Here is a 22748-nt window from a genome sequence, read left to right as displayed (position 1 = left end):
GTCAGCGTCCTTCTTCGATCCAGGTGGCGTGCGGGCCGTCGAGCACGATGTCCCAGTGGTAGCCCATCGAGAACTCGGGCACGGACAGGCTGTGGTCGTAGGTCGCGACGAGGCGCTGGCGGGCCGCGTCATCCGTCACCGACTGGATGATCGGGTCGTACGGGAACAGCGGATCGCTCGGGAAGTACATCTGCGTCACCAGCCGCTGGGTGAACGCGGTGCCGAACATCGAGAAGTGGATGTGCGCCGGCCGCCAGGCGTTGACGTGGTTGCGCCAGGGGTAGGGGCCCGGCTGGATCGTCGTGAAGCGGTACCGGCCCTCGTCGTCGGTCAACGTGCGGCCCACACCGGTGAAGTTGGGGTCCAGCGGGGCGTCGTGCTGCTCGCGCTGGTGCGCGTAGCGGCCGGCCGAGTTCGCCTGCCAGATCTCCACGAGCTGCCCGCGGACCGGGCGTCCGTCGCGGTCCAGCAGCCGTCCGGAGACGGTGATCCGCTCACCGATCGGCTCCCCGTGGTGCTGCCGGGTCAGGTCGTTGTCGATCTCGGTGATGTCCCGTTCGCCGAAGGCGGGGGAGGAGAGCTCCACCAGCTCCGGGTCCTGGGAGACGTCGATGGTGACCGGCGGCTGTTTCGGGTGGCGCAGCAGCGAGGAGCGGTACGGGGCGTAGTCGCGGCGCGGGTGGTGCTCGACCGGGGCGCCGTCCGCGACCCGCTTCTCGTACGTCGCGTGCTCGGCCGCTATTTCGAGGTCGATGTCGTGCTGGGTGAGAGCCATGGGGGTTCCTACCGTTCGAGGACGAGGGCGAGGCCCTGGCCCACGCCGATGCAGAGGGTGGCGACACCAACTCCTGTTCCCTTGCGGGCGAGTTGGTGGGCGACGGTGCCGGCCAGCCGGGCACCGGAGGCGCCGAGCGGATGGCCGAGAGCGATGGCGCCGCCCTGGGGGTTGAGGATCGCGGGGTCGAACTCGGGCCACTCGGCGACGCATCCGAGGACCTGGGCGGCGAAGGCCTCGTTCAGTTCTAGGACTGACAGATCGTCAAATCCCCTGCCCGCCTTGGCGAGTGCGCGGTTGACGGCTTCGACGGGGGCGAGTCCGAAGTAGTCCGGGTCGATCCCGCTGACCCCGGTCGCGGAGATCCGCGCGAGGGGTTCGCGGCCGGTGGCCTTCAGCCCCTCCTCGTCGACCAGGAGCAGCGCGGCGGCACCGTCGTTGAGCGGCGAGGCGTTGCCCGCGGTGACCGTCCCGTTCTCTGTGCGGAAGGACGGCTTGAGCCTGGCCATCGCAGCCAGGGAGGCGTCGGGCCGTACGCATTCGTCGGCGGCGAAGGCGACCGGGTCGCCCTTGCGCTGCGGGACCGGGACGGGCGCGAGCTCGTCGTCGAAGAGACCCGCGGCCTGCGCCTCGGCCGCCTTGCGGTGGCTGGCGAGCGCGAACTCGTCCTGCTGCTCCCGGCCGATCTTGTGCTTGTCGGCGATCAGCTCCGCGCTCTCGCCGAGCGGAATGGTCCACTGCGGGTTCATGGCCGGGTTGGTCATGCGCCAGCCGAGCGTGGTCGAGTACAGCTCGGTGTGCCCTGCGGGGAAGGGACGGTCCGACTTGGGCAGCACGTACGGGGCGCGGGTCATCGACTCCACCCCGCCCGCCACGGCGATGGAGGCGTCGCCGACGGCGATGGCGCGGGCCGCCTGGATCACGGCTTCGAGCCCGGAGGCGCACAGCCGGTTGACGGTCACGCCCGGCACCGAGGTGGGCAGGCCGGCCAGGAGTCCGGCCATGCGGGCGACGTTGCGGTTCTCCTCGCCGGCGCCGTTGGCGTTGCCGAAGTAGACGTCCTCGATCCGCGAGGGGTCCAACTGCGGGGTGCGGGCGAGGAGTTCACGCAGGGCGTGGGCGGCGAGGTCGTCGGGGCGGACGGCGGCGAGCCCTCCGCCGTACTTGCCGAACGGGGTGCGGACGGCGTCGACGAGGTAAACCGGGTTCACAGCAGGCCTTCCGTGACGATGAGTTTCGCGTCGGTCCTGGCGACGATCTCCTCGACCGCGACGCCGGGCGCGGTCTCGGTCAGCACCAGACCGTCGGGTGTCACGTCGATCACGCCGAGATCGGTGATGACTCGGTTCACACATGCTTTCCCGGTGAGCGGCAGCACGCATTCCGAGAGGATCTTCGGGGAGCCGTCCTTGGCCACATGGGTCATGACGACGATGACCGTGCGGGCGCCGTGCACGAGGTCCATCGCCCCGCCGATCCCGGTGATCATCTTGCCGGGGACCGCCCAGTTCGCCAGGTCGCCCCCGGCCGACACCTGCATCGCGCCCAGCACGGCGACATCGATGTGACCGCCCCGGATCATCCCGAAGGAGAGCGCGGAGTCGAAGAAGGAGGCGCCCGGCAGGACCGTCACGGTCTCCTTGCCGGCGTTGATCAGATCCGGGTCGACCTGGTCCTCGGTCGGGTACGGGCCGGTGCCCAGGATGCCGTTCTCCGACTCCAGGATCACTTCCACGCCGGGCGGGAGGTAGTTGGGGATCAGGGTCGGCAGACCGATGCCGAGGTTGACGTACTGCCCGTCCTCGAGTTCGAGCGCGGCACGGGCCGCCATCTGTTCGCGTGTCCAGGCCATCAGTCGCTCACCGTCCGCCGCTCGATCCGCTTGTCGGCGGCCTGCTCGGGGGTGAGGGCCACCACCCGCTGCACGAAGATCCCGGGCAGGTGCACCGCGTCCGGGTCGATCTCGCCGGGCTCGACCAGTTCCTCGACCTCGGCGATGGTCACCTTCCCGGCCATCGCCGCGAGGGGGTTGAAGTTCCGGGTGGACTTGTTGAAGACGAGGTTGCCGTGCCGGTCGCCCTTCGCCGCCCGCACCAGCGCGAAGTCGGTGCGGATGCCGTGCTCCAGGACGTACTCGGTGCCGTTGAACTCCCGCACCTCCTTCGGGGGCGAGGCGAGACAGACCCCGCCGGAGCCGTCGTAGCGCCAGGGCAGTCCGCCCTCGGCGACCTGGGTGCCGACGCCCGCGGGGGTGTAGAAGGCGGGGATGCCCGCCCCGCCGGCCCGCAGCCGTTCGGCGAGGGTGCCCTGGGGGATCATCTCCACCTCCAGTTCCCCGGCGAGGTACTGGCGGGCGAACTCCTTGTTGGCGCCGATGTAGGAGCCGGTCACCCGCGCGATCCGCCCGGCGGACAGCAGCACCGCGAGGCCGGACTCCATCGCCCCGCAGTTGTTGGAGACCACGCCCAGCGCGCCGACCCCGCGCTCGAACAGGGCCTGGATCAGCACGTTCGGCACCCCGCTCAGCCCGAAGCCGCCGACGGAGAGGGTTGCTCCGTCCGGCACATCGGCCACGGCCTCGTCGGCCGTGGCGACCACCTTGTCCATCCGTGAAGCTCCGTCCCGTCCGAGCGCCCGGGTCAGCAACTGGTCAGGGCACTGAGCATTTCGGTGAAGTTTTCTTCACGCTGTCACTGTGCGGGCTCCGCGTCAAGACCCGGGAGAACAGCGAGGTCAACCCGGTGCGCGGGGCTGGACTCGGCCGTAGGGCATCCGGGTATTGTTCAGTGCACGGATGAATAGACCTCGGGAGGGCACATGGCCGCGGTGGACCTCACCACCCACCCCGGGCACCTCGCCCGGCGCCTGCAGCAGGCGCATTATCTGCTGTGGAACACGATGGTCTCCGAGGAGATCACCTCGCCGCAGTTCGCGGTGCTCAACGCGCTCGCCGACGAGCCCGGGCTGGACCAGCGGACGGTGGGGGAGCGGGTGGGCCTGGACCGGTCGACCATCGCCGAGGTGATCAGCCGGCTGATCCGACGCGGGTTGCTGGACAAGTGTCGCGATCCGCAGGACGGCCGCCGATTTCTGCTGCGCCTGACCGACGACGGCATGCGCACCCACCGCAAGCTGATCGTGCGTACCGCCAGGATGAACCAGGTCTTCCTGGCCCCGCTCTCCGCCGCCGAACAGGGCGTGTTCTTCGACCTCATCCAGCGGGTCGCGGACGCGGCGGAGGGGCTCCGCAATCCCGCGGAACCCCTCGCCGCCCAGCGCTGACCCGTCACCGCTCCACGGTGTCAGGCCTTCGCGAACACCACCCACACCTGGCCCTTCGCGAAGTTGACGGGTGTGCCGTCCGAGGTGGTGAACTCCGTTCCGTCGGTGGCCTTCTGCCGTTTCCAGTCGACGCTGTACGTACGACCGTCCCGCAGCACGTCCGCCTTCCCGGAGCCGACGGTCACGGTTTCGGGCGTGTTGTTGCCGAGGACGTCGTGATAGCGGGACTTGCGGATCCGCACGTACTGCACGACGACCGTCGCCGGAGCCAGCCGTTTGCCGGCGGTCGTCACGGTGGGCGTGCCGTCCTCGGTGACCAGCCAGCGGTGCTTGTCCCCGGACCAGGAGAAGGTGAAGCGGGCCGCCGGATAGCGCACGGTGCGGGAGGCCGTGGGCTTGCCGCCCGCAGGGGCCGCGCCGTAGCGGAAGCCGGTCGTCAGGGCCGCCGGGCCCGGGGCGGCGGAGAGCAGCTTGTCCGGACGGAGATAGAGATTGTGCGGGGCCGACTTCTTGACCCCCCGGTAGTAGGCGCCGGACACCTGCTCGGGCGACGCGGACCGCAGCGGCGCCTTGGCGATCAGCGGCAGCAGCTTGTGCTGCGCCCCGGAGAACGCGAGCGTCGGTTCGTCGAACTGGCGCAGCAGCTCCAGATCGGACACCCGGGCGCTGCGCACCGGTCCGACGGACTTCGGGAGCTTGGTGGCGAACACCGCCATCAGGCGGCTCAGTCCGCCCTCGACCTGCTCGGCGTACACGATGTCCGCGGCGTCCAGGCCGGTCTGCGGGCGGGCCTCGGGCACGTTGTCGATCTTCACCGCGAGCACCGGACCGGCGGCGGTGATCGTGCCGCCACTGCTCGGGCTCTGCGTCGGGGAGTGGCTCTCGCCGCGTCCGTCGTCGGCGGGGCGGCCGTGATGTGCCGTGCAGCCCACCGCCAGGGAGGCCGTCATCGTGGCGGCCAGCAGTGCCGCTCTTCTCGCGCCGCGACGCCGGGGCGCCCTCTGTCCCATGCCCACCGTTGCCACCAAGTCTGTGTTTTCGATTGTGCTCTTATAAGTTCATTGGTGGTCATACCCGTCCGGTTGTGATTGTGCGCGTCGAATGGGCCGATCGGCCCACCCGAAGATCCGGAAGAGGTCACTCCGGCGGGCGGAGGATCTCCGCGAGGTCGTAGCGGACCGGTTCCTCCAGTTGCGCGTAGGTGCAGCTCTCGGGCGTCCGGTCCGGGCGCCAGCGGCGGAAACGCGCCGTGTGCCGGAAGCGCACGCCGTTCTCCATGTGGTCGTACGCCACCTCGGCCACCCGCTCCGGAGCGAGCGGCACCCAGGAGAAGTCCTTCTTGTTCGACCAGCGGCTCGGCGCACCCGGCAGCCGGGCCGTCTCATGGGCCGCCTCCTCCGCCCAGGCCGCCCACGGATGCCCCGACGGGTCGGCCATGCGCAGCGGCTCCAGCTCCTCGATCAGCTCGGCGCGCCGCTTCATGGTGAAGGCGGCGGACACCCCCACGTGCTGCAGGGTGCCCTGCTCGTCGTAGAGGCCGAGGATGAGCGAACCCACGACGGGTCCGCTCTTGTGGAGGCGGTACCCGGCGACCACCACGTCCGCCGTCCGCTCGTGCTTGATCTTGAACATGGCGCGCTCGTCCTGGCGGTAGCGCAGATCCAGCGGCTTGGCCACGACACCGTCGAGCCCGGCCCCCTCGTACTGCTCGAACCAGCGCCGGGCCACCTCGATGTCGGTGGTCGCGGGTGCCAGATGCACGGGCGCGGTCACGTCCGACAGCGCCAGCGTGAGCAGCGCCCGGCGGTCGCCGAGCGGCACGTCCAGCAGCGACTCCTCGGCCAGGGCCAGCAGGTCGAAGGCGACGAAGGAGGCAGGGGTCCGCTCGGCCAGCGTCCGCACCCGCGAGTCGGCCGGGTGGATGCGCTCGGTCAGCGCGTCGAAGTCGAGCCGCCCCTCCCGGGCGATCACGATCTCCCCGTCCAGCACACAACGCTCCGGCAGCCGCTCCTTCAGCGCCTCGACCAGCTCGGGGAAGTACCTGGTCAGCGGCTTTCCGGTGCGGCTGCCCAGCTCGACCTGGTCGCCGTCGCGGAACACGATCGCCCGGAAGCCGTCCCACTTCGCCTCGTAGTGCATGCCCGGCGGAATCCTCGCCACCGACTTGGCGAGCATCGGTTTCACGGGCGGCATCACCGGCAGATCCATGGTTCCGATTGTGCTCTCGTACGGTGCTTGTCGCCCGGTATGCGATGTCTGTGCGACGGGCCTACGGTGGCTCGCATGGGCGAAGCGGTGGAACTGGAGGCGGGCGGCCGGACGGTACGGCTGTCCAGTCCCGACAAGATCTTCTTCCCGGAGCGCGGCTTCACCAAGCTGGACCTCGCCCGCTACTACATCGCGGTCGGCCCGGGAATCCTGCGTGCCCTGCGGAACCGTCCCACCACCCTGGAGCGCTATCCGGAGGGCGTCGAGGGCGAGAACTTCTTCCAGAAACGGGCGCCCAAGAACATGCCCGACTGGATCCCGACCGCCCACATCACCTTCCCCAGCGGACGCAGCGCCGACGAGATGTGCCCCACCGAGGAGGCCGCCGTGCTGTGGGCCGCCCAGTACGGCACGCTCACCTTCCACCCCTGGCCGGTCCGCCGCGACGACGTCGACAGCCCCGACGAACTCCGCATCGACCTCGACCCGCAGCCCGGCACCGACTACGACGACGCGGTCCGTGCCGCCCATGAACTCCGCGCCGTACTCGACGAGTTCGGCGGTCTGAAGGGCTTCCCCAAGACCTCCGGCGGACGCGGCCTGCACGTCTTCGTCCCCATCGAACCGCGCTGGACCTTCACCCAGGTCCGCCGCGCTGCCATCGCGGTGGGCCGTGAACTGGAGCGCCGGATGCCCGACCACGTGACGATCAAGTGGTGGAAGGAGGAGCGCGGCGAGCGCATCTTCGTCGACTACAACCAGACCGCCCGCGACCGCACCATCGCCTCCGCCTATTCCGTACGGCCCCGCCCGCACGCCCCCGTCTCGGCACCGCTGCGCTGGGACGAGGTCCCTTCCGCGCATCCCCGCGACTTCGACCTCGCGACCATGCCGGCCCGTTTCGCCGAACTCGGCGATGTGCACGCCGACATGGACGACCACCGCTTCTCGCTGGACGCCCTCCTCGAACTCGCCCGCCGCGACGAACACGACCACGGGCTCGGCGATCTGCCCTACCCGCCGGAATATCCGAAGATGCCGGGGGAGCCCAAGCGGGTACAGCCGAGCAGGGCGAAGAAGGACCCCGGGGGATCATGAGCGGATGACCCGCCTGCTGACGCGAAGCGACCTCAGTGCCCTGCTGGACCCCTCGGACTGCCTGACCGCGTTGCGCGAGGGCTTTTTCGCCACCGGTGCCGCGCCGGCGATCCCGGGCCAACGGGTGCGCACCGACCTGCCGTTCCCCGGTACGGCCACCGCCCTCATACCCGGACTGCTGCCCGGCATCGAGGCCTACACGGTGAAGGTCAACGCCAAGTTCCCCGACGCGCGGCCCGCGTTGAGGGGAGTGATCTGCCTGCACAGCGGTACGGACGGGGAGTTGCTCGCCCTGCTGGACTCGGCGACGGTGACCGCGTGGCGGACCGGACTGGCGGCGGCCCTGGGCACCCACGTCCTGGCACGCCCGGACCAGAAGGCGGTGGTGGGGGTGATCGGCGCCGGGGCACAGGCCGAGCTGATGGTCCGAGGGCTGGGCGCCCTGCGGCCGTACGGTGAACTCGTCGTCCACGACACGGACTTCGAGCGTGCGGCCGAGTTCGCCGTACGGCACGGCGGCCGGGTACTGGGATCGGCGACGGAGATCGCCTCGGCCGCCGACATCGTCCTGCTCGCGACCTGGTCCCGCACTCCGCTGCTGTCCCTCGCCGACACCAGGGTGGGACAACACCTCACCAGCCTGGGCGCCGACGAGCCCGGCAAGCGGGAACTCGCCGCCGATCTGCTCGGCGCGGCCCTGGTCGTCGTGGACGACCGCCAACTGGTCGCGTCCGTAGGCGCGTTGGCCCCGACGGACATCGACACCACACTCGGCGACGTCCTGCGCGGCAGCCACCCGGGACGGGCCGACACCACCAGCCGCTCCGTCTACGCCCCCGTCGGACTGCCGTGGCAGGACCTGGCGCTCGCCTGGCTGGCCTACGAGCGGGCGGAGCGGGACGGGGTGGGACGGCGGGTGAATCTGCTGGGGTGAGCCGGGGCCCGGTCGAGTTGGGAGCGCTCTCACCTTCGGGTGGGGCCGCGGCTATCCTGAGCCGCAGCAACGAGGGGGGCCAGAAGTGACCGAGGCAGCAGCGCGTCCCACGCTGGAGGCCGTGGCCGCGCGGGCCGGGGTGTCGCGGGCCACCGTGTCCCGGGTGGTCAACGGCGGGGACGGGGTGCGGGAGCCACTCGTCGAGCGGGTCCGGCAGGCCGTGGAGGAGCTGGGATACGTCCCCAACCAGGCGGCCCGCAGCCTGGTGACGAAGCGGCACGACGCCATCGCCGTGGTCATCGCCGAACCGGAGGCCCGCGTCTTCGCAGACCCCTTCTTCGCCATGCAACTCCGGGGCATCAGCAAGGAGTTGACGTCCCACGACTCCCAACTCGTGCTGCTCCTCACGGAAGGCCGCGACGACCACGCCCGCGTCGGCCGCTATCTCGCCGGCGGCCATGTGGACGGCGCGCTCGCCTTCTCCCTGCACCTCGACGACCCGCTGCCCGGACTGATCCAACGCGCCGGTGTCCCCACGGTGTTCGGCGGCCGGCCCTCCTGGAGCGAGGGGACGCGCGGCTTGGGCCCCACCGTGTACGTCGACTGCGACAACCGGGGCGGCGCCCGCGAGGCCGTACGCCATCTCGTGGGGCTCGGCCGCACCAGGATCGCGCACATCACCGGTGCGCTCGACCAGACATCCGCGGTGGACCGGCTCGACGGCTACCGGGACGTCATGGTCGACGCGGACCCCCGGCTGATCGTCGAGAGCGACTTCACCCCGGGCGGCGGCGAGCGCGCGATGCGTGAACTCCTCGACCGCTGCGCCGACGTGGACGCCGTGTTCGCCGCCAACGACCTCACCGCCTACGGCGCCCTGAAGGTGCTGCGCGAGGAGGGGCTGCGGGTGCCCGAGGACGTGGCCGTGATCGGCTTCGACGACATGCTCCCGATCGCCGAGCAGACCGAGCCGCCGCTCACCACGGTCCGTCAGGACATAGAGGAGATGGGCCGGTTGATGGCCCGGCTGCTGCTGCGCGGCCTCGACCGCCGGACCACCCGCGAGGGCGTCGGAGGCGCGCCGTCCAGCGTGATCCTGCCGACCACACTGGTCCACCGCGCCTCCGCGTAGACGCGCCCCCTCCGGGCACGGAGTCAGCCCTGCGGCGGTTCGCTCTTGATGATCGCGAAGCGGGCGCCGTGCGGGTCGGTGAGCTGTGCCATGCGGCCGACGCCCTCCATGCTCGCGGCGGGCACGGTGACCTTGCCGCCCGTCTCCAGCGCCTTGGCGACGGTGGCGTCCACGTCGGCGACCTCGAAGTAGGCCAGCCAGTACGCCCTGGCGGCCGCCCCGGTCGGATCGAGGTCGAGCGGGACGACACCGCCGAACATCGCTTCCTCGCCGGCGCCGGACGGGTTGAGACAGGTGTACTCACCGCCCGGCATGGGCGCGGCCGAGGTCTCCAGACCCAGGGTGGCGTGGTAGAAAGCGGCCGCCGCCGCGACGTCCGGCGTGTACAGCTCGACCCAGGTCAGCGAACCGGGCTCACCCGCGACGTCGACGCCCTTGGTCAGGCCCGGCTGCCAGACGCCGAAAGCGCCGCCCGCCGGGTCGGCGAGGACCGCCATGTGCCCCTGGCCCATCACGTCCAGGGGCTGGAACAGCACCGTGCCGTGCGCCTGCTCCACCGCCTTGGCCGTGGCCTCCGCGTCCGGGCTCTGGAAGTACACGGTCCAGGCGGACGAGTCATGCTCCGGGGGCAGGGGCATACCGCCGGCGACGGTCTTTCCGTCCAGTTGGAAGAAGCCGTAGCCGCCGGCCTCGGGTCCCGCCGACTGGAACCGCCAGCCGAAGAGACCGCCGTAGAAGGAGATGGCGCCGTCGATGTCGGGTGAGCCGACATCCAGCCAGTTGGGAGCGCCGTTGACGAAACGGGTGGTGAGCATTGTTGCCCTCCTCATTGAAGGGGCCCGTTCTCTGCAGTGCCGAGTCTGGCACCGCCCACTGACAATCGCTGCCGGAGCGCCGCGGTGAGCCGGTCCGGGCGCCTTGTTCACCCTCGGTGACCGCGGAAGTTCTCCGTGTTTTCCTGTGGTTCCGCGCGCCGCCGTGCGCCCTCGCGGACGCGGCGTCACCATCGGGGTGGCAGGAGGCCTTGGAACGCGGCGTTGATCCCGCGTTGATCGAACGTTTTTCGCCGCACGGCACGCTTTTGGGCATGCACATCGACACGATCACCTCGCCCGACCTGGACTGGCAGCAGGAGGCGTTGTGCGCGCAGACCGGGGCGGACTTCTTCTTCCCCGAGCCCGGCAGCTCCGTCCGGGAGGCGAAGCGCATCTGCGGCATGTGCCCGATCCGGTCCGCCTGTCTGGAGTTCGCCCTCGACAACGACGAACGCTTCGGCGTGTGGGGCGGTCTCTCCGAGAAGGAGCGCCTGGAGATCAGACGGGGCTCGCACTGACCGGGGCGTTCATCGGTGCGGCTCGCGCGGGGGAGTGCGGTTAGGATCCGGGGGCGCACCCGGGCGTAGCGCAGAGGCAGGCGCGCGTCTTGCTCAGACGAACCACGTCGGTTCGAATCCGATCCCCGGGCTGCGTTCGGGGCCCTGTAGAGCAGAGGCAGACTCGCCACCTTGTCAGGGTGGATACGCCGGTTCGAATCCGGCCGGGGCCCCACTCCAGGGCACGGCCGGGGCGGGGAACGATGACTGACGAGGGCGGGATCACCGAGGCGGAGCTCGCGGCCTTCCACCACGCGGTGGGCAGGCTGCGGGAGTTGCCCGTCGACGATCCGGTGCGCCTGCGGGCGGAACAGGTCGCCGCGTCCTTCGCCCGGGACGGACGACTCAGGCGCCGCAAGGCCCGTAGCGCCGACCTGTCCGCGGCCGACGCGGCGGTGATGGCCGCGACGGCGACCGGGTCGGTGGACCGCCGCGAGGACGCCCCGCTGAGCCCGACGGCCGAACCGGCTCATCGTGATGCCGGGGGTGTCTACCGCAAGCCGCGCGGTTGCTATGTCTGCAAGTCGCCCTATCGACAGGTGGATTCCTTCTACCACCGGCTGTGTCCCGAGTGCGCCGCCGACAACACCGCGCGTCGCGCGCTGAGTACGGACCTGAGCGGTCGCCGGGTGCTGCTCACCGGCGGCCGGGTGAAGATCGGGTTCCAGTTGGCGCTGATGATGCTGCGGGACGGTGCCGAGACGCTGGTCACCTCGCGGTTCCCGCACGACACCGTGCGCCGGTTCCGCGCGCAGGCCGGCAGCGAGAAGTGGCTGGACCGGCTGACCGTAGTCGCCGTCGACCTCCGCGACCCGCGTCAAGTCCTCGGCCTGTGCGAGGAGTTGCGGCAAGCGGGCGAACCGCTGGACATCCTCGTCAACAACGCCGCGCAGACCGTGCGGCGCCCTCCGCGGTCGTACGCGCTGCTGGCCGCGGGTGAGCGCGACGCACTGCCCGAGGGGGCACGGCAGGCGCCGGGGTTCACCCCGATGCGGATGCTCGCGGGCGGGGCCTCGGCGCTGCCCGTCGTGCTGCGCGAGGCCGACGAGGCCGGTCTGCTGCCCGACCCGTCTCCGGAGAACTCCTGGTCAGCGCGCCTGGGCGCCCTCGATCCGGCCGAGGTCCTGGAGACCCAGCTCGTCAACGCGCTGGCCCCCGCCCTGCTGTGCGACCGGCTGCTGCCCCTGCTGCTCGCCTCGCCGCGGCCCCGCAGATACGTCGTCAACGTCACCGCCGTGGAGGGCCGGTTCGCCGTCCGCAACAAGACGGCCGGCCACCCCCACACCAACATGGCCAAGGCCGCGCTCAACATGCTCACCCGCACCAGCGCCGCCGAACTCGCCGACCAGGGCGTCCACATGTGCGCCGTCGACACGGGCTGGATCACGGACGAGAACCCCGCGCCCAAGAAGGGCCGCATCGCCGAGGCCGGCTTCCGCACCCCGCTGGACGTCGTGGACGGCGCGGCCCGCGTCTACGACCCCATCGTGCGCGGCGAGTCCGGGGACCCCGTGTCCGGGGTGTTCCTCAAGGACTACCGGGAGGCGGCGTGGTGAGGCGAGGACCTTCGGCGGCGGACCGCTTCGCCGGAGTGCCGTCCGTCGTGCCCCGCCCGGTCGCCGAACTCGGGCCGCTGCTCGACTGGTTGCGGGCCGGACGGCCGGCCGGCGAGCGGCTCGACTTCACCGTGGGGACGGCATTGCCGGACGGACGGCTCGATCTGTGCAAGCAGGAACTGGGGGCGGAGGGCGCCGCGCTGGTCGCCGAGGCGCTGAGCCAAGGCCCCTCGCCCGTACGGCACTTGCTGCTCGGCACCGACGGCCTCGGTGACGAGGGCGCCGAGGCCGTGGCCGGTGGGAGCGGTGACGTCGAGACGCTCTACCTCGGCTGCAACGGGATCACGGCCGGTGGCGCCTGCCGGATCGCCGACCAGTTGCGGGCCTCACCGCAGGTCGTCACCGGCGTGTGGCTCAAGCGCAACCCGCTGGGCAGCGGAGGCGGGCGGGCGGCGGCCGAACTCATCGATTCCGCACGGTCGCTGCGCACGCTCGACCTCGTGCAGACCGGGCTCGACCCGGCGGGCGTGACCGTCCTCGCCGACGCGCTGCTCGCCGCCGCCGGCAACGGGCGCCGGATCGAGCGCCTCTTCGTCGGCGGCAATCCGCTCGACGCGGACGGCGCCGTGCCCCTCGCCGCCGTCGTCGCGGCGGGCGCGATCGACGAACTCTACGTCTCCGCCGCCCGGTTGGGCGACGCGGGCGCCCTCCGGCTGGCCGACGCCCTGGAGCGGGCGCCGTACGGACGGCTCACGCGGCTGTCCGTCGCCAGCAACGGCATCGGTCCGCGGGGCACGGCGCGGCTGGTGACGGCGGCCACCGCGGCCGGGGTCGGTGTCCTGGACCTCGGCCGGGTCCGGGCGGCGGCCGTCCTCGGAGCGGCCGACAACCACATTGATCTGTCCGCCGCCGAGACCATCGCCCAAGCCCTGGCGGGCGCCGAGCACCGGCTCGGCCATCTCGTCCTCTCCCACACCGGGATGCGCAGCCGCGAGGCCCACCGCCTCCTCGACACGGCACCGCGTGCGATCACCCCCACCCGCTTCGTCCTCGGCCAGGGGATCGCCGCCAGCATCAAGCGCCGCCTGGAGTCCCTCACCGCCCACCTCCCCGCACCACCGCTCGCCCCCGACGTGGCCGCCGTACGCAGCGTGCACCGCACGGCACGGCCGGGAGAGGCCGGGCACGGGGTCAGCGACGCGCCAACCCCGTGAACACGTCCGTCCAGAACCGCTGTTGCTGCTCGGAGGCCCCCACCAGATAGGTCGCCCGGAGCTTCGCCGGCAGCAGGGCCACCAGGCGGGCCACCACCGCGCGGTGCTTCTTGAGCTGGGACAACTCCGCGTTGGCGAGGATCTGGTGGACCACATCGCTGTCGTCGCCACCCTCGTCGGTGAGCTCGGCCGCCCGGCGCAGCCGGGCCTCCCAGCGGTCCGCGTCACGGGCCAGCTCGCGCAGGCCGGTGACCGGGCGGCCCTTGAAACGGTCGATCAGCGCGGTGAGCGGCACGGGCGCGTACTCGCCGTCGCCGAGATAGACCGTCGCCATCTCCAGTGGCAGCCCGCGCCGGTGCAGCTTGATGAGCCGCTCCAGGGTGCGCTTGGTGATCCAGGCGCGGCCGTCGTCGTCGATGTCGTGCTTCCACCACTCCAACACCGTCTCCGCGTCCGGGCCGTAGCGCGCCAGCAGCCACTCGTTGGCGGGGATGTCCTGCGGCTCCACCGTCAGCGAGGCGGTGAACCGGGTCGCCTGGGCGATGTTGTTGCGCGAGACCAGGAGCTTGCGACCGAGATGGTACGGCGGGTTCTGGACGGCGATCTGCGCCCGCAGGTTCTCGATCCGCCGTCCGGCGAGCGACCACTCCTGGGTGATCTCCATGAGCTTGGCGAACGCGGCCTTGTCCTTGGGCCTGTTGTACTCGTCCCACACGATCGCCTTGGGCGCCGACCCGGTGAAGTTCGCGGCCAGCAGGTTGTCCAGGGTGCCGTCCGCCGCCGGGATCGGCGCGCACAGGTCCTCGACGTTCGTCACCGGGAGCGAGAAGTACAGCGGCTCCCGGCCCAGCCCCGCGCGGACCGTCTCCCGGACCAGCTCCGTCTTGCCGCAGCCGGGCGGGCCTTGGAGCAGCACCGTCCAGCGGTTGCGCAGCGCTGCCCGCACCACCTGCCGTACCGGGTCGGGGATCGTGGCCGGGTTGGGCACACCGAGGGCCTCGGCCACGCGGTCCAGGATCTCCGCCGTGCGGTTCTGCCCGGGTCTGCTGTCGGGGCCCGGCTCGGCCAGGCGCAGCCGCTCGCCGTCGATCAGGGGCAGGCCCCAGCGGAGCGGGAAGCCCTCCTTGGCGTTGGCCAGGACGTGGTCCAGCGTGCGCGGGGACAGCAGCTCGCGCAGCGCGGGGGAGAGCGACGCCCACACGGCGAACACCGGACGGAGGTCCCACGGGCGGTACTTGGCGGCCAGATGCCGGCGCCAGGACGTGTCGTTCGCCGTGATCCGCATCGTGACCATGCGGTCGAGCAGCGCGAGGTCACCGCGCCGGGCCGAGGTCTCGGACAGCGACTCGTTGTCGGTGAGGAAGACACCGACGCAGCCCAGGGCCCGCAGATCGTGCTCCCCGAGAGTCCAGTTGCAGGCGACCTGCATCAGTTGCGACTGGATCGTGTCGCCCGCCTGCAGCGAGTCGTCGATGAGCAGCACGAACGGCGTGCCCGGCTTCAACTGGCTCATCACGAGCTGGCGCAGCACGAGTTCACCGGTGTGCGGGTCCCGCACCGGCGCGTTGACCAGCAGGTCGTCCGGTGTCAGATTCGCCGCCGGGACGTACACCAACGCGGTCCCCGGGTGGGCGCGGCCGATGTGGGAGAAGAACGTCGCCGTCTTGCCGATGCCGTGCTCGCCGAAGACCTGCCCGGTCTGCCCCAGGTCGATCATCGCGTCGATGAACGACTCGAGACGCGAGACCTCGCGCCGCTCGCCCTCGCCCTCCGCGGCCCTCAACTGCCCTGTGTCCGTGCTCATCTACCGCGATCCTGTCGTGACGCGATGGCAGTCCATCGCCGGGGTGTGCGTCTCGGGCCACTCGCTGCCGCCCTCGGTGATCAGCCAGATCCACCGGTCCGGCTCGGCCGGAGTGATCGGCGGCGCGTACCCGTCGGTGAGGACCACGACCGCGTCCGGGGTGACGTCCAGCCGACGGCCGTCGACCTCCGTGCGCCCCTCCACGTAGTCCGCGACCGCCTGGAAGCTGGTGCCGCCACCGCCGTAGACCCGCTCGCCCGGGTTGAACGGCATGACGACGGCGTCGAAGGACAGCCAGTGCGCCTCCACGCCGTCGATCCGGCCGACGAGTTCGGTGAGCCAGGTGATCACCTGCTGCGGCATCGAGCCCGAGGTGTCGTACGCGACGACCAGGACCTTGTCCCGGACCGGGCCCCGCCGCGAGAGCATCGGGTCCTGGCCGAGGGCGGTGAGCAGCGCGCCGCGCTTCTTCGGGTACACCAGCCGCTCGCCGTCGCGCAGCTTCGAGCCGAGGACGTCGACGAGCCAGCGCTGCCACCAGTGGACCGTACGCGTGCCTGCCGTCTCGCCGCGCAGGACGCCCGCGCCGAGGTTCCCCCAGATCCGGGCGGCCCGCGCGGAGCCGTCTTCCGTACGCCCCATCAGGTCGAGCAACTCCCGCTCCGCGCCCGCGTGTCCGCGCCGGGCCGCCAGCAGGGAGTTCAGCAGCGCCGACGAGGTCACCGCGTCCACGGTCTCCTGGTCGGCCGGTACCGCCCCGTCCACCAGGTGCACGCACAGCCGCCGCTCCGGGACCGGGGGATGCCGCATCCGCTTCAGCTCGCCGTAGACCTTCATGTCGGTCGCGGTGAACTCCTCGTACGGCACCGGCTCCAGGCCGTGCGCGGTGAGGTCCTCGCGGTACAGCCCGTGGATCTCGCGGGGGTCGATGCCTGTGGGCCGGCCGTCCAGCAAAGGCAGTGCGGGGCGGCCGAGGCGGACCAGGGCGACATGGTTGATGGAGACCTCGGCGGCCAGCTCGAACACCGGGTCGTCGCGCAGCTCGGGGTCGGCGAACAGATGGCGCTGCACCAGATGCCGGGCCTCGTGGAACAGCACGAACTTGACGCCGTCCAGGCCGAGTCGGACGAAGAAGTCCGGGTTGAAGAGCAGCAGGCAGGAGCCGTCCCCGGAGGCCACCACGGCCGCCGTGTCCACCGCCGTGGTCGGGATCTGGTGGTGGCACTTCGCGTACAGCCACGACGCCACCGCCGACTCGGTCAGCCCGAAGTCCAGCAGCGCGGCCTCCTTCAGCCGCCGTGCCTCGGCGACCGCGGCCGGGTCCGCCGGCCGGTACCGCTCCAGCGCCCTGCGGTCGGCCAGATCGACCACAGGGGTACGCCGACCCCGCTCCCCGTACGCCATCCCACGCCCCCCGCGCCGTGTTTCCCCCAGTGCCTCATTGGTACCAGGCCGCACTGACAACGGGCCAAGGCATTACGCTCCGGTCCCAAGGCGGGGCCGTAGCGCAGAGGCAGGCGCACCGGTCTCCACAACCGGAACACGCTGGTTCGAATCCAGCCACCCCGCCCCCTCAGGCGATCGCGCCCGCCGTCACCACCAGCTCCACCGCGTTCCCGTGGAAGGTGTCGACGAGCTGGGCCAGTACCGCCCAGGCGTCCTCGCGGCCGCCCAAGTGGTCGCGCACGAGCGGGCGTAGCGCGGCCTCGGCGTCGCCCACGCGCGCGGGGAACAGCAGCCGCCCCATGGAGAGCACCTTCAGGACGTGTGACGCGGGGCCCCAGGCGGTGGCGTAGTCGGCGGGGCCGTCCAGCACGCCCGCTTCCTCGACCCGGTGGGTGAACTTGCGGTGGGTGCCGAACCGCGCGCGCAGTTCGGGCGGGCAGTCCGGCCGTATCGACAGTGCCCAGCGGGCGTAACCGGGCAGGGGGCGATCCCGGTCCGCCTCGGTGACCGTCCGCCAGTCGGAGCGCTCCAGGACCATGGACGCGGCCGCCCGCGCGGCCCGCATGGAGGTGCCCTCGCGCAGGGCACCGACCAGGCCGAAGCGGGTGAAGTTCTCGGGGACCGGCGGATCGTCCTCCCGTCGCACGCTGGTGGCGACGGTCAACGGCCCCTTGGGCGCGGGGCCGAACGGCACACCCCGCGCGATGGCACGCCGCATGGCGGTGTCCGCGGAGACGTGCCGCCAGACCCACTGGTTCAGTTCCGGATCGTCTTCCTCCAGAACCCACAGCAGCACGGAGGTCGGGACGGCCGTCCTCGTCCAGGACCAGAGGTCTGTGCTGCCGCGGTCCTCGGGGGACTCCTCACCGGCCGGTTCCGGCAGGCCGATCCGCCGCCGTATCCGCTCGGCGTCTTCGCTGTCGATCAGGCCCAGCAGAAAGCCGACGGCCGCCCCTGACGGGCTGTTCTCACGCATGGCGGCATGATGCCGCAGCGGGGCGGCCCCTGGCATCGGGGATTCGGTCGGCGCCGGTCAGGCGCTCGCGCGGGCCGCCATCCGGGCCTTGCGGGTCGCGAGCTTCTCGTCGAACTTGGAGGCCTCGGAGTCCAGACCGCCCATGTAGAGGCCGATCTCCTCCTGCGCCTGCTGTCCCTCGGGGCCGAGACCGTCGATGTCCATGACCTTCAGGAAGCGCAGCACGGGCTGGATCACGTCGTCGTGGTGGATACGCAGGTTGTAGACCTCGCCGATGGCCATCTGCGCGGCGAACCGCTCGAAGCCGGGCATGCCGTGACCGGGCATCCGGAAGTTGACGAGGACGTCCCGCACGGCCTGCATGGTGAGGTCGGGGGCGAGCTCGAACGCGGCCTTCAGGAGGTTGCGGTAGAAGACCATGTGGAGGTTCTCGTCGGTCGCGATACGGGCCAGCATGCGGTCGCAGACCGGGTCGCCCGACTGGTGGCCGGTGTTGCGGTGCGACACCCGGGTGGCCAGCTCCTGGAAGGCGACGTAGGCGACGGAGTGCAGCATCGAGTGCCGGTTGTCCGACTCGAAGCCCTCGCTCATGTGCTGCATGCGGAACGCCTCGAGCTTGTCCGGGTCGACCGCGCGGGAGGCGAGCAGGTAGTCGCGCATCACGATGCCGTGCCGGCCCTCCTCCGCCGTCCAGCGGTGCACCCAGGTGCCCCAGGCGCCGTCGCGGCCGAAGAGGGACGCGATCTCGTGGTGGTAGCTGGGGAGGTTGTCCTCGGTGAGGAGGTTCACCACGAGGGCGATCCGGCCGATCTCGGTGACCTTGGACTGCTCCTTGCCCCAGGCTTCGCCGTCCTCGAAGAATCCGGGGAAGTTACGGGCGTCGCTCCACGGCACGTACTCGTGCGGCATCCAGTCCTTGGTGACCTTCAGGTGCCGGTTGAGCTCCTGCTCGACGACTTCCTCCAGCGCGTACAACAGCTTGGCGTCGGTCCAGACTGCGGGGCTGCCGAGGTGCGGGGAAGTGATCGTCACGGGGACTCCAGGGGGACGCGGTACAGAACTGAACAGCCGGCGAGCGGGGCCGGAATCTGTGGAACTTACGGAATCGTAGGCTACGAAACCGTAGGTTACGAGACCGTAGGTTAAGGACGCTGTAAAAGATCGCTGTTCAGACCATGTGCCCGCGAAAATCCCCCCGGCCCCAGGGTCGCAGGTCCCGGCACCGAACGGGGGATTCGATCACGAGGTCAGGCGTACAGATCCCGGAGCCTGACCGAGAGGCACGTCACACATCCTTCGAGCTTCTCGAACTCGCTGATGTCCACCACGACCGGCTCATGGCCGAGGTCGCTCAGCAGGTCGGCCGTCCTGGGCGCGCTCGCCGCCATCAGCAGCTTGTCGCCGCCGAGCAGCACCACATGAGCGCCGGCCTCCTCGGGCACCGACAGGAAACGCGGGAACAGCGACGGCCGGTCCACCTTCGGGATGTGCCCGAGCACCGTCCCGTCGGGCAGCGCGGTGACCGCCGACTTCAGATGCAGCACCCTGCTCACCGGCACGCTGACCACCCGCGCCCCGAGCGGCTCGAACACGGCCCGGAGCTGCTGCACCCCGGCCGCGTTCGTCCGACCGCCGCGGCCGACGTAGATCGTGTCGTCGACCTTGAGGACGTCACCGCCCTCCAGGGTGCCCGGCTCCCAGATCCAGTTCACCGAGCAGCCGAGCCGGGCCACCGCCTCCTCGACCCCGCCGGTCTCCTCGCGCCGGGAGTCGGCGCCGGGCCGGGTGATCAGCGCCACGTTCTTGTACACGACCACCGTGTCCTCGACGAACACGGAGTCGGGGCAGTCGTCGGCCGCTTCCACCTCGATCGTCTCCCAGCCGTGCGTCCGCAGCGTCTGCGCGTACGCCTCCCACTGCTCGACGGCTTGCTCGACATCGACCTTCTCCCGCTCGATGTGCGTGACCAGCCCTTCGGCCAGGCGCGGGCTGGGGCGGCGGACGAGGGCCTTCTTGCTGGGCACGAGCGGGTCTCCGTATCGGCGTGATCGTTTTCGGCGCTGTGTCGCGGCACCGGTTGGCCATCATGCGTCACCCGTCCGTGCCGACAAAACCCCTGGAGTGCGGCTGTGGCCCTCCTGCAATGCGACGGGCGGCGCTACACCGGGTCCTCCACCTCCTCCGGCGTGATCGTCCGCAGCTCCCCGTCCAGCAGCAGCCAGCGGGTGATGCCGATCGACTCCAGGAACGGCAGATCGTGACTGGCCACGATCAACGCCCCCTCGTACGACTCCAGTGCCGTGGTCAGTTGCCGCACGCTCGCCATGTCGAGGTTGTTCGTCGGCTCGTCCAGCATCAGCAGTTGCGGGGCGGGCTCCGCCAGCATCAGCGCGGCCAGTGCCGCCCGGAAGCGTTCGCCGCCGGACAGTGTCGCCGCCTTCTGGTCGGCGCGGGCACCCCGGAACAGGAAGCGGGCCAGCCGCGCCCGGACCCGGTTGTTGGTGGCGCCCGGCGCGAACCGTGCCACGTTCTCGGCCACCGTCAGCTCGTCGTCGAGGACGTCGAGCCGCTGCGGCAGGAAACGCAGCGGGACATGCGTGGTCGCCTCGCCCGACACCGGCGCCAGCTCCCCGGCGATCGTGCGCAGCAGCGTCGTCTTGCCCGCGCCGTTGCGCCCGATCAGCGCGATCCGCTCCGGCCCGCGCAGATCGAGCCCGCCCACCCGCGCGCCGTACGCGAGTTCCAGGTCCAGCAGCGTGAGGACCTGCCGACCCGGCGGTACTGCCGTGTACGGCAGGTCGACGCGGATCTCGTCGTCGTCCCGGACGGCCTCCACCGCCTCGTCGAGGCGCTCCTTCGCCTCGGTGAGCCGCTCCTCGTGCAGGATGCGGTGCTTGCCGGCGGACTCCTGTGCGGCCCGCTTGCGCGCGCCCATGACGATCTTCGGTTCGCGCTTCTGCTCGTACATCTTCTGCCCGTACTTCTTGCGCCGGGCCAACTTGACCTGGGCGTCGGACAGTTCGCGCTTCTGTCGGCGGAAGTCCGCCTCGGCGACGCGCACCATCCGCTCGGCGGCGTCCTGTTCGGTGGTGAGGGCCTCCTCGTAGGCGGAGAAGTTGCCGCCGTACCAGGTGACCTCCCCGGAGCGCAGATCGGCGATGTGGTCGACGAGTTCCAGGAGTTCACGGTCGTGGCTGACGACGATCATCACCCCCGGCCAGGACGCCACGGCCGAGTACAGCCGCCTGCGGGCGTACAGGTCGAGGTTGTTCGTCGGTTCGTCGAGGAGCAGGACGTCCGGCCGGCCGAGCAGCAGCGCGGCCAGGCGCAGCAGCACCGACTCACCGCCCGACACCTCGCCGATGGTGCGGTCCAAGTCGATGTGTCCGAGCCCGAGTTCGCCGAGGGTGGCGAGCGCGCGCTCCTCCACGTCCCAGTCGTCGCCGAGCGTCTCGAAGTGCTCCTCGGCCGTGTCACCGGCCTCGATGGAGTGCAGGGCGGCGCGTCGCGCGGCGATGCCGAGTGCCTCGTCGACGCGCAGGGCGGTGTCGAGCGTGACGCTCTGCGGGAGGTAACCGACCTCGCCGGCCACCCGCACCAGGCCGTCGGCCGGGGTGAGTTCGCCCGCGATCAGCTTCAACAGGGTTGATTTTCCTGACCCGTTGACGCCGACCAGACCGGTTCTGCCGGCTCCGAAGGCGACGTCGAGCTCCTCGAACACGGGGGTGCCGTCGGACCAGGCGAAGGAGAGGGACGTACAGGTGACGGAGGTATGCATGAGGGCCTCGCGGTTGCTTGATGCGGTCGGGGCAGACGCGTATCGAGACACCGCGGGCGGGAGACTGGTCCTGGAGGGCACGGGAAAGGCCCTGTTCCGCAAGGACGGCTCGAACGCCGAGGTCGAACACGACGAGAACACACCTCAGGGGTGTGTGACGCGGTGTCTCAGAACCTCAGACGAGCAACGTCCTTCTCCAATCGACGGCAACAGGACCGAGGGAAACGCTACGAACCCCCTCGGCGGCTGTCAACGCATTAAACGGGGGCCTGCGGCCGACACCACGACGTCGCATTCCTGCCAGCCGGAGCGCACCTGAGGCTGCTTCAGTGGGGCCCATGACGAACCAGAACATCCTCCGTGACCGGGCGCAGGCCTTCCGCTCGCTGCATGTGCCGGGGCGTCCGCTCGTCCTTCCGAACGCCTGGGACGCCGCGAGCGCCCGCATCGCCGAGGACGCGGGCGCGGCGGCCGTGGCGACCACCAGCGCGGGCCTCGCCTGGGCGCTCGGCGTCCCGGACGGGGACCATCTGGACCGGGAGCGGGCCATGGAAGCGGTCGCCCGGGTCACCGCGACGGTCGCCGTACCGGTGAGCGCCGACATCGAGAGCGGCTTCGCGCAGGACGCGGCGGGCGTCGCCGACACGGTCCGCGCGGTGCTCGCGGCGGGTGCGGTGGGGGTGAACATCGAGGACGCGCTCTACGGGGGTGCGGGCGTCCTGCGGTCCGTCGCCGAGCAGTCCGAGCGCATCGCCGCCGCCCGTGCGGCCGCCGACGCCGAGGGGGTGGCGCTGTTCATCAACGCGCGCACCGACACGTTTCTGCGGGGCGCCGGGGGAGTCGACGCGACCCTGGAGCGGGCCGCCGCCTTCCGGGCCGCGGGCGCCGACGGGATCTTCGTGCCCGGGGCCGTCGACCCGGGAACGGTCAAGGAACTCGCCGACGGGATCGACGCACCGCTCAATGTGCTGGTCGGTCACGGCGCACCGCCGGTCGCCGAACTGGCAGCGCTGGGCGTGGCGCGGGTGAGCGCGGGCTCCACTGTGGCGCTGGCCGCGTACGCCGTGGTCCGCCGTGCCGCGCGGGAGCTGCTGGACACGGGTACCTACGACACGCTGCGGGGAGGGCTCGGCTACGGGGAGCTGAACTCGCTGCTGGGCTCGGGGGAGTAGC

The 22748-nt window shown here is 71.2% G+C and carries 21 protein-coding genes and 3 tRNA genes; 11 read left to right on the top strand and 13 right to left on the bottom strand.

What is annotated here, in order from left to right; genetic code table 11:
* Position 1: 1 nt before the first annotated feature.
* Genes pcaH through ABZT04_RS38580 form a run of 4 tightly spaced genes read right to left on the bottom strand, consistent with a single transcriptional unit; the run spans position 2 to position 3382 of the window.
* A complete protein-coding gene (pcaH, locus tag ABZT04_RS38595) occupies positions 2-775 on the bottom strand; it encodes a protocatechuate 3,4-dioxygenase subunit beta (RefSeq protein ID WP_356063343.1) in 774 nt (257 codons plus the stop codon).
* Positions 776-783: 8 nt separating this feature from the next.
* Complete coding sequence (locus ABZT04_RS38590) at positions 784-1986, bottom strand: thiolase family protein (protein WP_356063340.1); 1203 nt, start codon at positions 1984-1986, stop codon at positions 784-786.
* A complete protein-coding gene (locus ABZT04_RS38585) occupies positions 1983-2627 on the bottom strand; it encodes a CoA transferase subunit B (protein WP_356063337.1) in 645 nt (214 codons plus the stop codon). The genes ABZT04_RS38590 and ABZT04_RS38585 overlap by 4 nt, the downstream gene beginning before the upstream one ends.
* Positions 2627-3382 (bottom strand): CoA transferase subunit A, encoded by a 756-nt coding sequence (locus tag ABZT04_RS38580; protein ID WP_356063334.1) that lies wholly within the window; start codon positions 3380-3382, stop codon positions 2627-2629. The genes ABZT04_RS38585 and ABZT04_RS38580 overlap by 1 nt, the downstream gene beginning before the upstream one ends.
* A gap of 210 nt (positions 3383-3592) precedes the next feature.
* On the opposite strand from ABZT04_RS38580, the gene ABZT04_RS38575 reads away from it, so the two are divergent.
* Complete coding sequence (locus ABZT04_RS38575; protein WP_356063331.1) at positions 3593-4057, top strand: MarR family transcriptional regulator; 465 nt, start codon at positions 3593-3595, stop codon at positions 4055-4057.
* Positions 4058-4077: 20 nt separating this feature from the next.
* Here the strand turns inward: ABZT04_RS38575 and ABZT04_RS38570 are convergent, their stop codons facing one another.
* Both ABZT04_RS38570 and ABZT04_RS38565 read right to left on the bottom strand, forming a co-directional pair.
* Positions 4078-5067 (bottom strand): DUF3048 domain-containing protein, encoded by a 990-nt coding sequence (locus ABZT04_RS38570; RefSeq protein WP_356063329.1) that lies wholly within the window; start codon positions 5065-5067, stop codon positions 4078-4080.
* Positions 5068-5194: 127 nt separating this feature from the next.
* On the bottom strand, positions 5195-6265 hold the full coding sequence (locus tag ABZT04_RS38565) for an ATP-dependent DNA ligase (protein WP_356063326.1): 1071 nt from the start codon (positions 6263-6265) through the stop codon (positions 5195-5197).
* A gap of 75 nt (positions 6266-6340) precedes the next feature.
* On the opposite strand from ABZT04_RS38565, the gene ligD reads away from it, so the two are divergent.
* The 3 genes from ligD (at position 6341) to ABZT04_RS38550 (ending at position 9429) form a co-directional block, all read left to right on the top strand.
* The gene (gene ligD, locus ABZT04_RS38560) at positions 6341-7363 is read left to right on the top strand and encodes a non-homologous end-joining DNA ligase (protein WP_356063323.1); all 1023 of its coding nucleotides are present in this window, start codon (positions 6341-6343) and stop codon (positions 7361-7363) included.
* A gap of 4 nt (positions 7364-7367) precedes the next feature.
* Complete coding sequence (locus ABZT04_RS38555; RefSeq protein WP_356063320.1) at positions 7368-8297, top strand: ornithine cyclodeaminase family protein; 930 nt, start codon at positions 7368-7370, stop codon at positions 8295-8297.
* Positions 8298-8382: 85 nt separating this feature from the next.
* Entirely contained in the window at positions 8383-9429 is a 1047-nt protein-coding gene (locus tag ABZT04_RS38550; protein ID WP_356063317.1) for a LacI family DNA-binding transcriptional regulator, read from the top strand.
* 23 nt (positions 9430-9452) lie between these two features.
* Here ABZT04_RS38550 and ABZT04_RS38545 read toward each other — a convergent pair whose 3' ends face one another.
* A complete protein-coding gene (locus ABZT04_RS38545) occupies positions 9453-10244 on the bottom strand; it encodes a VOC family protein (RefSeq protein WP_356063314.1) in 792 nt (263 codons plus the stop codon).
* A 272-nt stretch (positions 10245-10516) separates the two neighbouring features.
* On the opposite strand from ABZT04_RS38545, the gene ABZT04_RS38540 reads away from it, so the two are divergent.
* The 5 genes from ABZT04_RS38540 to ABZT04_RS38520 all read left to right on the top strand — a co-directional run bounded on the left by ABZT04_RS38540 (position 10517) and on the right by ABZT04_RS38520 (position 13571).
* On the top strand, positions 10517-10762 hold the full coding sequence (locus ABZT04_RS38540) for a WhiB family transcriptional regulator (protein ID WP_355919662.1): 246 nt from the start codon (positions 10517-10519) through the stop codon (positions 10760-10762).
* Positions 10763-10820: 58 nt separating this feature from the next.
* Positions 10821-10893: transfer RNA gene (locus tag ABZT04_RS38535), tRNA-OTHER, on the top strand.
* A gap of 9 nt (positions 10894-10902) precedes the next feature.
* Positions 10903-10974, top strand: a tRNA-Asp gene (locus ABZT04_RS38530).
* Between the two features lie 30 nt (positions 10975-11004).
* Complete coding sequence (locus tag ABZT04_RS38525; RefSeq protein WP_356063311.1) at positions 11005-12357, top strand: SDR family oxidoreductase; 1353 nt, start codon at positions 11005-11007, stop codon at positions 12355-12357.
* Positions 12354-13571, top strand: a complete 1218-nt coding sequence (locus ABZT04_RS38520; protein ID WP_356063309.1) for a ribonuclease inhibitor — start codon at positions 12354-12356, stop codon at positions 13569-13571. Before ABZT04_RS38525 ends, ABZT04_RS38520 begins: the two co-directional genes overlap by 4 nt.
* Here the strand turns inward: ABZT04_RS38520 and ABZT04_RS38515 are convergent.
* Together ABZT04_RS38515 and ABZT04_RS38510 are read right to left on the bottom strand one after the other, a co-directional pair.
* On the bottom strand, positions 13549-15375 hold the full coding sequence (locus ABZT04_RS38515; protein ID WP_356063306.1) for an AAA family ATPase: 1827 nt from the start codon (positions 15373-15375) through the stop codon (positions 13549-13551). The genes ABZT04_RS38520 and ABZT04_RS38515 overlap by 23 nt on opposite strands.
* Positions 15376-16779, bottom strand: coding sequence for a hypothetical protein (locus tag ABZT04_RS38510; protein WP_356063304.1), 1404 nt, complete (start codon positions 16777-16779; stop codon positions 15376-15378).
* Positions 16780-16869: 90 nt separating this feature from the next.
* Here ABZT04_RS38510 and ABZT04_RS38505 point away from each other — a divergent pair.
* Positions 16870-16945: transfer RNA gene (locus ABZT04_RS38505), tRNA-Trp, on the top strand.
* 3 nt (positions 16946-16948) lie between these two features.
* On the opposite strand, the gene ABZT04_RS38500 is transcribed toward ABZT04_RS38505, so the two are convergent.
* The 4 genes from ABZT04_RS38500 to ABZT04_RS38485 form a co-directional block, all read right to left on the bottom strand.
* Complete coding sequence (locus ABZT04_RS38500) at positions 16949-17797, bottom strand: hypothetical protein (RefSeq protein WP_356063300.1); 849 nt, start codon at positions 17795-17797, stop codon at positions 16949-16951.
* 57 nt (positions 17798-17854) lie between these two features.
* Positions 17855-18829: an acyl-ACP desaturase gene (locus ABZT04_RS38495; protein WP_356063299.1), complete on the bottom strand. Its 975-nt coding sequence runs from the start codon at positions 18827-18829 to the stop codon at positions 17855-17857.
* Between the two features lie 215 nt (positions 18830-19044).
* On the bottom strand, positions 19045-19821 hold the full coding sequence (gene ddaH, locus ABZT04_RS38490; protein ID WP_356063296.1) for a dimethylargininase: 777 nt from the start codon (positions 19819-19821) through the stop codon (positions 19045-19047).
* Between the two features lie 134 nt (positions 19822-19955).
* A complete protein-coding gene (locus ABZT04_RS38485) occupies positions 19956-21575 on the bottom strand; it encodes an ABC-F family ATP-binding cassette domain-containing protein (protein ID WP_356063294.1) in 1620 nt (539 codons plus the stop codon).
* A gap of 338 nt (positions 21576-21913) precedes the next feature.
* On the opposite strand from ABZT04_RS38485, the gene ABZT04_RS38480 reads away from it, so the two are divergent.
* Positions 21914-22747, top strand: coding sequence for an isocitrate lyase/phosphoenolpyruvate mutase family protein (locus ABZT04_RS38480; RefSeq protein WP_356063291.1), 834 nt, complete (start codon positions 21914-21916; stop codon positions 22745-22747).
* Position 22748: the final 1 nt, after the last annotated feature.

The organism is Streptomyces sp. NPDC005492 (assembly GCF_040605995.1).
In the GTDB taxonomy this organism is placed as follows: Bacteria; Actinomycetota; Actinomycetes; order Streptomycetales; family Streptomycetaceae; genus Streptomyces.
Note: the sequence above shows the minus strand (reverse complement) of the source record. Positions and strands in the feature narration are given on the sequence as shown.